Origin of the sequence: Streptomyces sp. NPDC053560, assembly GCF_044544605.1 — a bacterium.
Lineage (GTDB): Bacteria > Actinomycetota > Actinomycetes > Streptomycetales > Streptomycetaceae > Streptomyces.
Window position 1 is genome coordinate 201,212 of the sequence record NZ_JBITXI010000013.1, and the last position, 13,087, is coordinate 214,298.

At 68.4% G+C, this 13,087-nt stretch carries 12 protein-coding genes and 2 pseudogenes; 6 read left to right on the forward strand and 8 right to left on the reverse strand.

Features of this window, described 5'->3' with window-relative positions:
* Positions 1–79: 79 nt before the first annotated feature.
* Positions 80–379, reverse strand: a pseudogene (locus ACIGQF_RS29315) (VOC family protein); the annotation flags it as partial.
* On the opposite strand from ACIGQF_RS29315, the pseudogene ACIGQF_RS29320 reads away from it, so the two are divergent.
* Positions 359–931: pseudogene (locus ACIGQF_RS29320) on the forward strand (FadR/GntR family transcriptional regulator); the annotation flags it as partial. The pseudogenes ACIGQF_RS29315 and ACIGQF_RS29320 overlap by 21 nt on opposite strands.
* 13 nt (positions 932–944) lie before the next feature.
* On the opposite strand, the gene ACIGQF_RS29325 reads toward ACIGQF_RS29320, so the two are convergent.
* Positions 945–1,514, reverse strand: coding sequence for a PadR family transcriptional regulator (locus tag ACIGQF_RS29325; protein WP_399716230.1), 570 nt, complete (start codon positions 1,512–1,514; stop codon positions 945–947).
* 144 nt (positions 1,515–1,658) lie between these two features.
* Here ACIGQF_RS29325 and ACIGQF_RS29330 point away from each other — a divergent pair, with 144 nt between their 5' ends.
* From ACIGQF_RS29330 to ACIGQF_RS29340, 3 genes are all read left to right on the forward strand, one after another.
* Entirely contained in the window at positions 1,659–2,090 is a 432-nt protein-coding gene (locus tag ACIGQF_RS29330) for a nuclear transport factor 2 family protein (RefSeq protein WP_399716517.1), read from the forward strand.
* 216 nt (positions 2,091–2,306) lie between these two features.
* Positions 2,307–2,582: a hypothetical protein gene (locus ACIGQF_RS29335; protein ID WP_361551103.1), complete on the forward strand. Its 276-nt coding sequence runs from the start codon at positions 2,307–2,309 to the stop codon at positions 2,580–2,582.
* Positions 2,583–2,605: 23 nt separating this feature from the next.
* Positions 2,606–2,872 (forward strand): hypothetical protein, encoded by a 267-nt coding sequence (locus tag ACIGQF_RS29340; RefSeq protein ID WP_399716233.1) that lies wholly within the window; start codon positions 2,606–2,608, stop codon positions 2,870–2,872.
* Between the two features lie 112 nt (positions 2,873–2,984).
* Here the strand turns inward: ACIGQF_RS29340 and ACIGQF_RS29345 are convergent, their stop codons facing one another.
* Both ACIGQF_RS29345 and ACIGQF_RS29350 read right to left on the reverse strand, forming a co-directional pair.
* A complete protein-coding gene (locus ACIGQF_RS29345) occupies positions 2,985–4,259 on the reverse strand; it encodes a hypothetical protein (RefSeq protein ID WP_399716236.1) in 1,275 nt (424 codons plus the stop codon).
* Positions 4,260–4,727: 468 nt separating this feature from the next.
* Complete coding sequence (locus tag ACIGQF_RS29350; RefSeq protein ID WP_399716237.1) at positions 4,728–5,942, reverse strand: low temperature requirement protein A; 1,215 nt, start codon at positions 5,940–5,942, stop codon at positions 4,728–4,730.
* A gap of 340 nt (positions 5,943–6,282) precedes the next feature.
* Between ACIGQF_RS29350 and ACIGQF_RS29355 the strand changes: the two genes are divergently transcribed.
* Together ACIGQF_RS29355 and ACIGQF_RS29360 are read left to right on the forward strand one after the other, a co-directional pair.
* Positions 6,283–7,029 (forward strand): SDR family NAD(P)-dependent oxidoreductase, encoded by a 747-nt coding sequence (locus tag ACIGQF_RS29355; protein WP_399716241.1) that lies wholly within the window; start codon positions 6,283–6,285, stop codon positions 7,027–7,029.
* Between the two features lie 152 nt (positions 7,030–7,181).
* A complete protein-coding gene (locus tag ACIGQF_RS29360) occupies positions 7,182–7,502 on the forward strand; it encodes a hypothetical protein (protein WP_399716520.1) in 321 nt (106 codons plus the stop codon).
* 61 nt (positions 7,503–7,563) lie between these two features.
* On the opposite strand, the gene ACIGQF_RS29365 is transcribed toward ACIGQF_RS29360, so the two are convergent.
* The 4 genes from ACIGQF_RS29365 to ACIGQF_RS29380 form a co-directional block, all read right to left on the reverse strand.
* Positions 7,564–7,938 (reverse strand): VOC family protein, encoded by a 375-nt coding sequence (locus ACIGQF_RS29365; protein WP_399716243.1) that lies wholly within the window; start codon positions 7,936–7,938, stop codon positions 7,564–7,566.
* A gap of 208 nt (positions 7,939–8,146) precedes the next feature.
* On the reverse strand, positions 8,147–9,859 hold the full coding sequence (locus tag ACIGQF_RS29370) for an alpha/beta hydrolase family protein (RefSeq protein WP_399716246.1): 1,713 nt from the start codon (positions 9,857–9,859) through the stop codon (positions 8,147–8,149).
* A 235-nt stretch (positions 9,860–10,094) separates the two neighbouring features.
* The gene (locus ACIGQF_RS29375; RefSeq protein WP_399716249.1) at positions 10,095–11,357 is read right to left on the reverse strand and encodes an MFS transporter; all 1,263 of its coding nucleotides are present in this window, start codon (positions 11,355–11,357) and stop codon (positions 10,095–10,097) included.
* Between the two features lie 19 nt (positions 11,358–11,376).
* Positions 11,377–12,936 (reverse strand): tetratricopeptide repeat protein, encoded by a 1,560-nt coding sequence (locus ACIGQF_RS29380; protein ID WP_399716252.1) that lies wholly within the window; start codon positions 12,934–12,936, stop codon positions 11,377–11,379.
* Positions 12,937–13,087: the final 151 nt, after the last annotated feature.

Below are 13,087 nucleotides of genomic sequence, written 5' to 3' on the forward strand. Positions count from 1 at the left end.
GCCCCCCGGCTCTCCCGTTTCCGAGATCTTGTCGGGGGACGTCGGAGGTCAGCGGTGTTGAGCCGGGGGCTCGGTTCATGTGCTCGATCCGGATGAGGTTGCCGCAGGTGTCGTCCAGTACCGCGGTGGTGGCCGGCCCCATCTCGGTCGGTTCCTGGGTGAACTCCACCCCCAGCTCGCGCAGGCGGGCGTACTCCCTGTGGACGTCCTCCACGGCGAAGGAGGTGAAGGGGATGCCGTCCTTGGCCAGCGCCTCCTTGTACGGCCGAACGGCGGGGTGGACGTCCGGCTCCAGTACGAGCTCGGTGCCGTCGGGGTCCTCGGGCGAGACCACGGGCAGCCACTGGTACTCGCCGACCTCGCCGAGGCCCTCGGTGTGGGCCGTTCGACCGTGCGGGAGGCGCTGCGCGCCCTGGCCGGGGCCGGTCTGGTGCGGGCGCGGCAGGGCGCCGGCGTCTTCGTCATCGCCACTGAGCCCGAAGAGGACTGGCCCACCCGGCTCCGTCGGGCAGCCATCGCCGATGTCTACGAAGTCCGGATGCTCATCGAAGTCGAAGCCGCCCAGACGGCCGCGGAGCGCCGCACCGACGACGACCTCGCCGCTCTCGACGCGGCCCTGCCCCAACGCCGCCGGGCCGCGAACGCCAGAAACGCCGAATTCGTCGATGCCGACATCGCCCTGCACGGAGCTGTGGTCGCCGCGGCCCACAACCCCGTACTCACCGGCCTGTTCGACGAGTTCGCCCCCGTACTGCGGCAGGGTCTGGTCGACTTGGTGGAGCTGCTCGACCTGCGGTCCGGCGACTCGAATCATGGCGACGAAGGGCACGCCGCCCTGGTGGCCGCCATCGCCAGGGGAGACGCCGAAGCGGCTGGGCGGACGCTGCGCGAAGAGCTGAAGCAGACGCTGGCCCAGCTCCAGGCGATGTGACCGCGGGCCCGTGTCAATCGCGGGCCCGGGCCTGCCGCCTCCCCCTCAGCACGGTGATGGTGCGTTCGCACCACTCACGATTGCCCTGCTCAAAGGCCAGACCGCGCAAGCACGTCAGATACGGCCCGATGCGGTCGCCGTCCCGCAGGAACTCCTCCTCCGTACGGTCCTGGCGCATACCGCGCAACAGCTTGCCGAAGAGGTCGATCTTGGCCTGGGCGAAGGTGGCGCGCTCGGAGAGCTGCCCGATCAGCGCATCGGTGTCGACATGGTCGGCAGCCTGCACCTTGACGAGCAGGTCGTCACGGACGAAGGAGGGCTTCGCCGACGCGGCCGTGAAGCCTTCCAGCTCAGCCAGCCCTGCCTCGGTGACGTGGAACAGGCGCTTGTTCGGCCGGGCCTCCTGAACCACCTCGCGGCCGGCGATCAGCCCGTCCCTTTCCAGGCGGGTGAGCTCGGCGTACAGCTGCTGCGGCTGTGCGTGCCAGAAGTTCGCCACGCCGAGATCGAATGCCTTCGCCAGCTGGTAACCACTGAGCTCCTCGTCGAGCAGTGCCACCAGCACGGCGTGCCTGAGCGCCATCGGATCGCCTTCTTCATCCCACTGTTTCGACTGTCCCGTCCCTCTGTCCCGGGCTCAGGATCCATGATACTCATGAAAATGACTAATCCTAATCATGAGTAGGTACGAAGAGTGAGGGTGGAGAGTATGGAGGGCGAGCACGCCATGACCCCTGCCGACCGTTTCCGTGCTGCTGTGGACCGCCGTGACCACGCGGCGCTGGATGACCTGTTCACGGACGACATCCGCTTCTACAGCCCGGTGAAGTTCACCCCCTTCGAGGGCAAGCCGATGGTGCTGGGCCTCTTCGGCGTCCTGCTGCGTACGTTCGAGGACTTCCGCTACATCGGCGACTACACGGGCACCGCGCAGACCAGCACCGACGGCTCGTCCGCCGACTCCGCCGTACTGCTCTTCCGCGCCAAGGCGGGCGGGAAGGAGATCCACGGCGTGGATCTGCTGCACTTCGACGACGACGGCCGGATCAAGGAGTTCACCGTCATGGTGCGCCCCCAGTCCGCCGTGCACGCACTCAGCGAGGCCGTCCTCGCCGGCCTGGTCGAGGACGGACTCGTACCGGCACCCTCTGGGCAGTAGGCAGCGACCGACCGCCCCGCCGCTCAGGCCGCGTCGGGGCACCGGTCGACGCGGCTAGGCACCGATCGACGCGGCGGTGAACACCCACTCGGTATCTCTGGGGTGAAAAGCAACTCAGTACGGAGTGCTGTGGCGAAGCCGCCGTATCGCTCCCCTCACCGCGCCACGACCGCGTACGGTTTACAGCGACGCCTGCCTGGAGGACATGAGGACATCATGAGCGCCCAGCCCGAACACCCCGCTGATCCCAGGGTCCGCCCGCTCCCGCACACCATCGACGCCGTGGCCGACGCTCTCGCCGGTGCCAAGCGCATGGCCTTCTATGCCGAGATCGGTCAGGCGGAGGAGGGCGAGCCCCTCAACGCCACCCTGCGGAAGTGGTGGATGGAAGCGATGTTCGACCAGCAGCCCGGTCGCCAACAGCGCTTGGCCGACGCCGCCGCCGGCCACGGCCTGGTCTCGCTGCCCCACCCGGTCGGCGGTGACGAGTGAGCAGTCCCGCACCGGGCTGGAGTGTGTCGCTCACCCAGGAAGCCGCGGGCGTCCTGGACGCGATGCGCACGGGCGGCAATCACGAGCTGCACGACCAGCTCGTGCGATTCGTTCGCGCGCTCGCGCTTGAGGCCGGCGCCGCAGCCGATGCGGACAAGCCGCTTCCCGGCCTGCCGATGGGGGACGGCCGCCACAACGTCGACGTACACCGCCTACCGGTCTTGATCAGCTACGCCATGCACCCCGAGCTGCGTGAGCTGCGCGTAACGGACCTCCTCTGGCTCGGCTGACCGGCTGCCGGCCATCGGCCGCCTGCCTGACCGGCTACCTGCTGACTGCTTGATCGGCTCCTTCGCGGTTCACTCACGCGGTTCAGCCACGCGGGTCACTCACACGGATCGCTCACGCGGGAGAAGTGGCAGCTCCGGCTGCTTCATCCCGAGAGGCGGCAGGATGATCCGTCGCCTCCTCCAGGAGGCCGTTGATCCATGCGTGGTCGGAGAACTCGCGGATCAGAACAGCGATCTTGTCGCGCCGGTACTGGAGTTTGTCCGCGCCGGTACGGCGATTGAGGAGGCCGCCGTCATGCGTCATGGCGGCGTCCTCCTGATGCGCCGCGAGCCACTCCTGGACCTTTTCAAGAGTCTCCGCGCGCTGCTGTTTGAGGCGTACGGCGATGCCGACGAACGCAGGGAAGTCGGCGGTGCCGGCGCCCGCGAGTTCCAGAGGCTCCGCCGCCATGGTGATCTCCAGCGGCTTGAAGACGTGCTTCTCCAGCGTTCGCAGCTGCTCGCTGTTCCCGGCACTGTTACGCGCCTGGTCGAGCGACCTCATGAACCTCTGGAGCTGCGTCTGCGCCAGCCCGGTGTAGATCCGGAGGGTGTACGCGGCCTCCTGTCCCGGGCCCATGTGGAGGGGGCGGCTGCGGAACGCCGCGATGCGGGCATCGCTCATGTCGTGCGCGGAGACAGCGGTCTCCTGGCTGAGTACCTCCCAACCCGCCGGGCCGTTCCACAGCATGTTCGTCGTCTCGAACAGCCCCTCCTGCTCGGGGCTCTCGTACTCCTCCGTACCGAACCAGTCCGAAGGCCGGCGGTCGCGGCGGAAGTCGCGGGCGTGGTCGCGGTTGCCCAGGCTGGAGGGGGACTGGTAATGCCATGCGGTGAAGCGGTCGTCCTGGGCGTCACCGGTGAGGGCGAAGGCGCAACCGTTCATTGTGGCGGTGAACACGAACTCCGAACCGTGCCCCTGCTTCCCGGCGTCCTTGGGAATCTGCGAATGGCCCACGGAAGTGTCCGGGGCCGCGGTCCGCCCGCTCAGGTAGGGGATGTAGAACGACGACAGGTAGGCCTGATCGGGCAGCACCGGGGGCAGATCCCGGTGTCCGGAGAGCGGGGCGAGCAGATCATCGGTGTCACCGAAGGCCTGCACGTACTTCTCCACGGCCGGAGTCAGCAGATACGAGGGCCTGCCCTCCTTCGCGCGCCGAGCGTCCGGTACGAGAACGAACCAGTGCCGATTCCACTTGCCCATCCGGCTGACGAAGGCGTGGTGGTCCAGGGGCAGCCCACCTGTCCGGCTCTGCATACCCAGCGTGAAATCCAGGGCGAGGGCGGAGGTCGACAGGAACGCCTTCGGGTCGTGCACCAGGTCGTCCGCGGGAGCACGCTGCACCACGGGGCCCGCGGAGCGCGGGGCGTGCGCAGTGGCCTCCGAGCGGCCCCGTGGCTCCCGTGCGGCGGTCTCCGAACGGCCCCGCAACCCTCCTACGAACCGGCTCACGGCAGCATTGCCCGCCGTACGCTGCAGCGCCGTGAGCGCGACCACCGAGGGGCTCCCGCCACGCGACGAGACCGGTGCGGACTCCTGAGCCGGCACGCCACGGGCTGCCGCCCGACGGTTCGGAACGGCTGCCTTGCCGGCGCCTTCCTGCTCCTGGTGCCGGTGCACGGCAGGCCCCTCCCTCAACCAGCGCTCCGCTCCCGTACGCGCAGCTCACTCCATCCCCACATCTACACGACAACGCCCCCGCGCGGAACGAACGAAGGGGCACCCCTGAGGGCATGCTCATCACGCCGCATGGCCAGGGCCCCCGCCGAAGCGAATGCGCATGTGCCTGTCCATGGAACCTCTCTACCCCTTACCTCAGGCCATGCGCCCCATGGCATTCGTCCGGCGGCGGAAGACCGTCAGGTTGGCGGCCAGGGTCGCGGCGACGGCCAGCCCAATACCCAGCACGGCGCCGCCCAGGCCGACAGCCGGCGCACTGAACCCAAGCGCCAGCACCACGAGCACGCCCGCCACCACCAGAAGCCCATGGCCCACCGCACCGGTACCGGTCGTCCAATGCAGGAAGCCGAGCACGAGCACCACGATCGCCGTGGGGACGGCCACGGCGAGCCCGGCGGTCTGGGCGGACAGATGTCCGTGGTGCTCGGCGGCATCCAGCGCGGCTTCCAGCCCGGCCCCGAGCGCCGCCAGCGCTGCGAAGACGACGTAGTGTCCGTACCCCCAGGTCAGGGCGGTGCGGAGAGTGCCGAGGTGGGCGTCGCTACCGGTGAAGTAGATCCACCACAGTGCGAAGACCAGGATCAGTCCGCCGAGTGCGATCAGCAGTACGGAGGTGGTCAGACCATGAGCGGACACGGCCGACTGCACGGCCGCGAGCGAGGCGAGAATGACCTCGCCGAGCACGATGATCGTGAACAGGCTGTACCGCTCGGTGATGTGTTCCGGGTGCCAGCGAGTGGCTCTCCCGTGATACTCGGCCCAGGCCGGTACGGCGAGTTCCGCCGCGACGAGCACCGCGAACGTGACAGGGGCCCAGACTCCCGGCGCCCAGAGCCGGGCGATCCATCCGGCCTGCACCACGACGATGCCGGCGGCGTAGCGCAGGGCGGCTTGCCGGCCGCCCGGGTGCTCGGCGGCGGCCCGGAGCCACTGCGTGATCATGGCGATGCGCATGATGACGTAACCGATCACGACGACAGCGAAGTCGCCGTGCTGGAACGCGGCGGGGACCCCCGCGGCCAGTACGAGTACGCCGGCCATCTGCAACAACGTCAGAAGCCGGTAGAGGACGTCGTCGGTGTCATAGGCGGAGGCGAACCACGTGAAGTTCATCCACGCCCACCAGATCGCGAAGAACACCGCCGCGTACCCGACCAGGCCGGCACCGACATGCCCCTCGACCAGGGCGTGGTGAAGCTGCGCGGCGGCCTGGGAGACCGCGACCACGAACGTCAGGTCGAACAACAGCTCCAAGGGCGTCGACGCCCGATGCTCCTCCTCCGGATCCCGCCCGCGCATCACCCGCCGCAGCGGTCCGATCCGCTCCACGGCGCCGTCGCTTCCGCTCATATCCGTCTCTCCCGAAGTGTTTTCTGCACACATGGCTTCCCCTACGCCGTGCGCCCTGCCCGGCACGAACGCCGAAAACCCTCACACGGTCAGGCCGCCGAACGCCGAGGTAAGCCTCCCGCACGCCACGGTAATCACCGACCGCGTACACACCCACAGCCCCCTCCGGCAGAACGACGACAGCCATCCGCAGGGCCACCCGTATGGCCGGTGAGTGACCCCTCTGAGCCCTCTCTGGGGGAGTTACCGGGCTCCCCAACTCCGCGTGAGCGGACACGCCGCGGAATCCGAGGTCTGATTCCCGCCGGTTTCGCGTCGCGGGGGCGATCAGGATGAAGCCATGGACACGAACGAATTCGCAGGGAAGACAGCGCTTGTGACCGGCGGAAGCCGGGGTATCGGCGCGGCGGTGGCCGTACGGCTGGCGGCCGGCGGCGCCGATGTCGCCTTCACCTATCAGCAGGATGAGAAGAGCGCTGCTCTGGTGACGAAGCAGATCGCGGACCTGGGCCGTCGCGCACTCGCCATCCGCGCCGACAACGCGGACCCGAAGGCCGCCGCCGGGGCCGTGGAACGGACCGTTGCCGAATTGGGCCGGTTGGACATCGTCGTGAACAACGTGGGGGCCTTCCTCGTCGGTCCCCTGGAGGATCTGGGCGAGGAGGAGTTCGACCACGCGGTCGCGGTGAATGTCCGTGCGCCGTACCTCGCGGCCCGGGCGGCGTCCCGACACATGCAGGACGGCGGACGCATCATCAGCATCGGCAGCAACATAGCCGAGCGCGCGGTCTTCCCCGGCTTCACCCTGTACGCGCTGACCAAGACGGCACTGGCCGGCCTGACCAAGGGGCTGGCCAGGGACCTGGGGCCCCGCGGCATCACGGTCAACCTCGTACACCCCGGACCCACCGACACCGCGGCCAACCCCGCGGACGGCCCCAACGCCGAGGCCATCCGGGGCTTCACCGCCCTCGGCCGCTATGCGGCACCCTCCGAGATCGCGCACGTGGTGGCACACCTCGCCGGCCCGGCTGCGGGCTTCGTCACCGGTGCCACGGTGGCCGCGGACGGCGGCTTCGCGGCCTGATGCGCCGAGGAGGCAGGAGGGGAATTCTTTGACAACATCGGTGAGAGCGGTGGCGCCCCCCGAACGTAATTGCATTGTGGTGCCTGAAGGGCGTCCATAAAGTCACCGGCATGTCTCTACGTCTCCGTATGCGTCAAGCACTGCCGGAAGCGATGCGCGCCCGCGACAAGACAGCGGTGAGCGCCCTGCGCGCCACGCTCGCCGCGCTGGACAACGCTGAAGCGGCGCCGGTCGACGAAGCGGAGCTTCGCGGCGTGGCCCTTGAGCATTCGCCGGCAGGGGCCGGCGCCACAGAGGCAGAACGCCGCGAGTTGAGCGAGCGCGGCGTGGTGGACGTCGTACGCGCCGAGGCGGCTGAACGCCTGGATGCCGCAGCGCAGTTGACCGCCCCCGCGCATGCGGACCGAGCAGCGCAACTCCGCGGGGAGGCCGCGGTACTGCTCGGCTTCTTGGACAGCCCTGGGATCAGGTAGGGCATGGCGCCTTGGTCGGCAGCACGGTGCTGACCAAGGTGCCGTACCTGCCCCGCCCCGGCTACAGGTAGGGGCGGGTGATCAGCTCGATTGCGTGGCCTGCTGGGTCTTTGAAGTACACGCCGCGGCCGCCGTGGTCGTTGTTGATTTCGCCCGGGCGTTGCATCTGCGGGTCGGCCCAGTGCTCGACGCCGTGGTCACACAGCCGCTGGTACGCCCGGTCGAACAGGTCGTCATCGACCAGGAACGCGTAGTGCTGCATCTGTATCTCGACCGGCGGCTCGGCGAACTGGAGCAGCACGCCGTCGGTGAGCTGGATGTTGGTGAAGATGCCCCAGGACGGCGCTTCCGGCACTTCCAGCAACTCGCGGAAGAAGCGGGCGGACTCGTTGCGGTCCTTGGCGGCGATGATGGTGTGGTTGAACGTGGCTGTCACTCAGCTGTCCTCAGTGTGGTTCGGCAATGACTCGGACTCGTCTGGTGCAGGAGCACTGGGAGGTCCGCGTGCCGAACTGAGGGGGTGCTTGTGCACCCGCTGTGCGATCAGCCGTCCACCGGGTGGCCGATCCGTGAGTGGCTTGACGCCGGTCCGGTGTTCACGTCGGTAACGGTACTCGTTCGGAGTCTCCGTGACAACGTCGTATTCACGGGCCGAGGGGGCGGCTGCGGCCGTCGAGTGCGAGGGTTTCGCGCAGGGACTGGAGGGTGCGGTCGTGGCGCAGGCGGGCCGTGGCTGCCGTGTCGGGGGTGTGCCCGGAAGCGTCGCTGAGGAGGGTCCAGGGCAACTTCTTGGCGAGCGCGCGGGCGACCAGGGCCGCGCTGTCCTGGTAGCTGGTGACTTCGTCGTTCTCGCCGTGGAGGATGGTGATGCGCTGCCGCGGTGTCGTCGTCGTGAGGTGCGCCGGGTCGAAGGCGCGCTCCGCGGGGGTCGCGGCGGTGAGGGAGTAGCGTTCGGCGAACCATGCGGGGTAGTGCGGGGAGGCTTCGCCGGCGCGTGCCGCTTGCCGGACGATGTCGGCCATGGGAGCGGACGCGACGGCGCCGGCGAGCGAGGGTTCGAGTACGCATCCGAGAAGGGCGAGCGATCCGCCGAAGCTGCCGCCGAGCAGGGCCGTGCGGTGTGGTGGGATACCGCGTTCTCGGGTCAGGGCGAGGCAGGACGCCAGATCGGCTGCGAAGCTCTTGGACCAGCGACGCCACGGCGCTCGCAGGTGCTCGGCGCCGTAGCCGGTGGAACCTGTGTAGTTGAGGGCGATGACGAGGGTGTCATCGTGCAGGAGGTGTCGGTAGAGGCCGTCCCAGCGCAGTTCGTCGCGCTCCAGGGACTCCGGTCCGCCGTGCAGGCTGATGACGGCTGAGGTGGGATGTGACGTGGGTGGTGAAGTGGGGTGTGCGGGCGGGTTGTGGATGAGTGCGGGAACGGCACCCGGCAAGGTGTGAGTATCCGGCGAGGTGTGGGTGCCCAGCCAGGTGTGGGTGATGGGCGGTAGGTCCGGATCGGGTGGGACGGCACCGGGGCACTGTTGGGCGTCGCCGTCGGGGCCTATCCACCAGGTCCGGGTGCCGCCCGTGGTCGACAGACCGTGCAGGCCGATGCCGTGCGGCGCGGTGGTACGCATCTGCAGCCGGCCGGAGCCCGGAGTGGGGATTTCGGTGACGGCATTGCGGGTGAGGTCCAGGCGGTGGGCTCGGTCGATTCCCTGACGGGTTGTGATGAGGAGCGCGTGGTCGGGGGTGTCGAGGAAGAAGCGCGCGTCGGACACCGGTGCGTGGCCGAGGTCCCGGAGGCCGCCCGAGACAAGGTCCCAGACGGCGAGGCTGGGCTTTTCGGGGACGTTGCCGGCGATCAGGGCCTGGTGTGCGGTGCCGTCGAGCCATGTGGCGCGGTGGGGGCTGCCGTTGATTGTGGTGCCTCGGGCCCCCGTGGTGCTGAATGGACGGACCGTCGTGCTGAACGGCTCGGCGTGGAGGAGCGGCGGCCACGGACCCTGGTCCTCGCGCAGAACGACCACGTCGGCCGCATCGGCCCAGTGCACCACCTCGCCGGGGTTCAGAGGGCTGTGGACGCGTACGGCTGCTCCGCGGGCTGCCCGGATCAGTAGTACGGCCTCGTCCGCATCCTGCACCGTGAGGAGGTAACAGGTGGAGCCGGTCTCGGTGCGCGCGGCCAGGACATCGGTGAGCGTCCAGGAGGAAGCGCCGTCCGGCAAGGCCACCTGCCAGGCGTCCTCCTTCCCGTCGAGATGGTGTTCCTCCACGGTCAGGGATGGCGGGTCGAGGTGGAAGCAGGTGAATGCTTCGTCCGCTTGCGTGTAGAGCGCCGCGTCGCCGTCGAGAGCGATGCGTAGGGTGCTCATTTCCTGGTCACCGTGTCGACCGGGCGGCCACCCGTCCGCTGATGGCCGCTTGACCTGGACCACTCCGTCGTCTTGGAGCAGGCCGAGAACCGGCCCGTTGTCCCAGGTGAGGAGGGTGTGTTGGCGTTCGTCGAAGAGAAGCTCGGGCAGAGGAGGTGTTGGGGCCGCCTCCCTCCCGGAGAAGGCTGCTGATGAGCCCGGCAGGGGTGACGAGTGCCGCTGGGGCGTCGAAGGCTCAGGCCGGGACATCTACGGCCGTCCCGGTGGTGACGTCACTGGTGGGATGCTTCTTCACCGAGCGATAGAAGGCGGGCACCAGGACGGCGTTGGCGACGGTCAGTGCCGTGGCGATGAGAACGGTGTGCGAGCTGCCCAGCGAGTGGTAGAGCCAGCCGCCGAGGGCACCACCGAGGGAGTCGCCTGCGAGGAACGCGCTCTGCACGAGGCCGAAGAACACTCCGGCGAGGGCTGTGGGGAAGGCGTTGAGCTGGAGCAGCTCCTGCGAAACGGTGGCCCCGAGGAGGAACGCGCCGCGCAGCGCCAGTGCCAGGGCGGCGATCCACGGGCTGGTGACCAGGGCGAGGCACAGCGTGGTCAGGGCGCAGCAGGCTTCGGCGCCGAGGAAGAGGGCCAAGGGGTTGCGCCGGCGGAGATAGCGCCCGGCGAGCGAGGCGGCCAGCAGGCGTACCAGGCTGGCGACAGCGAGGACCGTACCGACCCACGCGAGCGGTACGCCCCGGTCGGCCAGCAGCAGCGGAAGGTATGGAGTCAGCAGGCTGACGTAGAAGCCCATGAGCAGCCCGAGGCCGGTGACGCCGATGGCCATGCCGCGGTGGTGGGTGAACACGTCCGTGAGTCGTGGACGCGAGGCGTTTTTACCTTCGGGACCTTCGGGGCCGTCGGACGCCGTGTGCGGGGAGGGCTTCGTCGGGGGGATGAAGAGCAGCGTTGCCAGTACGCAGCCGGCGGCGAGGAGCAGTACGGCGACGTAGCCGCGGTCGCCGGTGCCGATGAAGGCCGCGAGTGCGCCGGCCGAACCGGTCCCGATCGCCATGCCCGCCTGGTTCATGAATTCGCGGCGGGAGACGATGCCGGTCCGCTGGTCCTCGCCGGTGTTGTAGAGAATCCAGACACGCAGTGCGATGAAGACCGAGCAGGCACCGAAGCCGGCAACTACTCCGGAGAGCACGGCCACGAGCGGGCTGGCGTGCACCACGCGCAGGGCCATGCCCGTCGCGTAGAGCACTCCGCCTGCGGCCATGAGCAGACGCGGGCCCGAGCGGTCGGCCAGCCGGCCGATGGCCACCGACGTCGTACCCGCGATGGCCATGGCGGTGTACGACAGCCCGAACTGGACCAGGTGGTCGTGGCGTTCGAAGTACAGGGGGTGGACCGTCTTGGACAGCCACATCCCGGTGAAGAAGAGGAAGGTGAAGGCGGCGAGACGGCGGGCTCCCCGTACGCGCGTGGTGGGGAGGGCTGCTGAAGTCGGTTTCATCGTCAGGGGCATGCCTTGCTCACGCCATGGCTTCGACGACCAGGTCGAGGTTGGTGCGTGCGTCGGGATGGTCGGGAGTCAGCCGGAGGACGTGTTCGAGTGCGTCGCGTGCCTCGGCCCAGTTCCCCAGGAGGGTGTGCTGTTCCGCCACCAACGTCAAGAGGCTGCCGTGCTGTTCGGGAGTGAGATCGTGCGTGGGCCGGCCAGTGGCAACGGCCAGCACCTCCGCACTGCGTCCGGCCTCGGCGAGGGCGTACACGTAGTCGTAGAAGGTGTCGTAGGACCGAGGCGCACAGAGGTGAGCTTGGTGGTACGAGGCGACGGCTTCCTCCGCAAGGCCCAGCTGCAGGTGGGTGTAGCCGAGGAGGGAGTGCACCTCGGTGATGGAGGGGCCCAGCTCACGCGCTGTGTTCAGGGCGTCGAGCGCCGATTCGAAGGCCTCGGAGTCGAGGTGGCAGTGTGCGAGTTCCATGTGGTACTCGGGCATGTTCCCGTCGACAGCCAGCAGCTTCTCGTACGTTTCGATGGCCATCGGGAGATTCCCGGAACGGCGGTAGCACTGTGCCAGATTGTAGATCAGAACGGTTTGATGCATGTGATGCTTGCCCGAGCCGGAACGTAGTTTCTCGATTCCCTCGGTAAGGTGCTGGATTGCTTCCTGCACGCGCCCTCGCCTGAATTCTACTAGGGCGTAACCATTCCGGTTGAAAACCCGATGAAATTCGAGATCCGGCGTATCGGACGGTGCCTTCTGGAGAATCTCGTACCCGAATTCGAGGTGTTGTGCCGTGCGGTCCAGGGACCGGAGGTGGGCGGGGTGGTGGCGGGCGTAGAGCATCGAGAGCCCGTAATGGGCGCCCGCCGCGCTGGCGGGATCGGCATCCTCGCACCAGCGCAAGTAGCAGAACTCCGCCTCCAGGGTGCGGCCGAGCATGGCGTGGGCCAGACCGAGGCGTCCCCACACGGCCGGTGTGTTCCGGTGCCGCAGGAGTGCTTCGAGAATGCGTACGGCGCTCCAGCTGTCGCCCACGCCGAGCAGGTCCACTGCCTGCTCGTACAGGAAGTCCTGTTCCGCCGCGTCGAGCGCGGGCGCCTGGGCGAGAGCGTCGATGCGGGTCTCCGTTGCCGTGGGGCGCCAGGCCTGGCCCCCTTCATTGCCGGCTTCGTCGCCGCCGACTGCACCTTCGTCTCCCGCGGCGCCCAGCCGGAGGGTGACGCGGACATCCGGCACGTTGCCCATGACCTCGAAAAAGGCCCGGCTGCCCGCATCGAGGTGCTCGGCGTTCGTGACCTCGACAATGGGTGCGCCGCCTGAGTCGAGGTAGGCGCGTGCGACATCACGGAAGTTGCGGTTGAGCCGGTCCCTCAGGAAGAAGCGGATGCGCTCATGGGCCTGAGCGGCGTCCGTCAGACTTGCTTCGCTTCTGACTGCGCTGCCGGCGGGATTCTCGGGTGAGATGAGGCGAAGACCGATCAGGGCCTCGCGCGGCCAGATGGATGTATCCACCGTGCCGATCAGAGCTTTGACCGGGCCGAAACCCACAATAGAACGGTCGGCCGCAACTGTAATGCGATCCATTTTCCCGCCTCTCCGGAATCCATTCACACTCTTGCGGGGGGCGCATTCAGTGCGACCCCCGCAAGTGTTCGGCGCTGCCGAATCAGGAAGCGTTGTACATCACGGAGAACTTGACCTTCTTGGGCTTCGGGGCGGCCTTGATGAGCTTCAT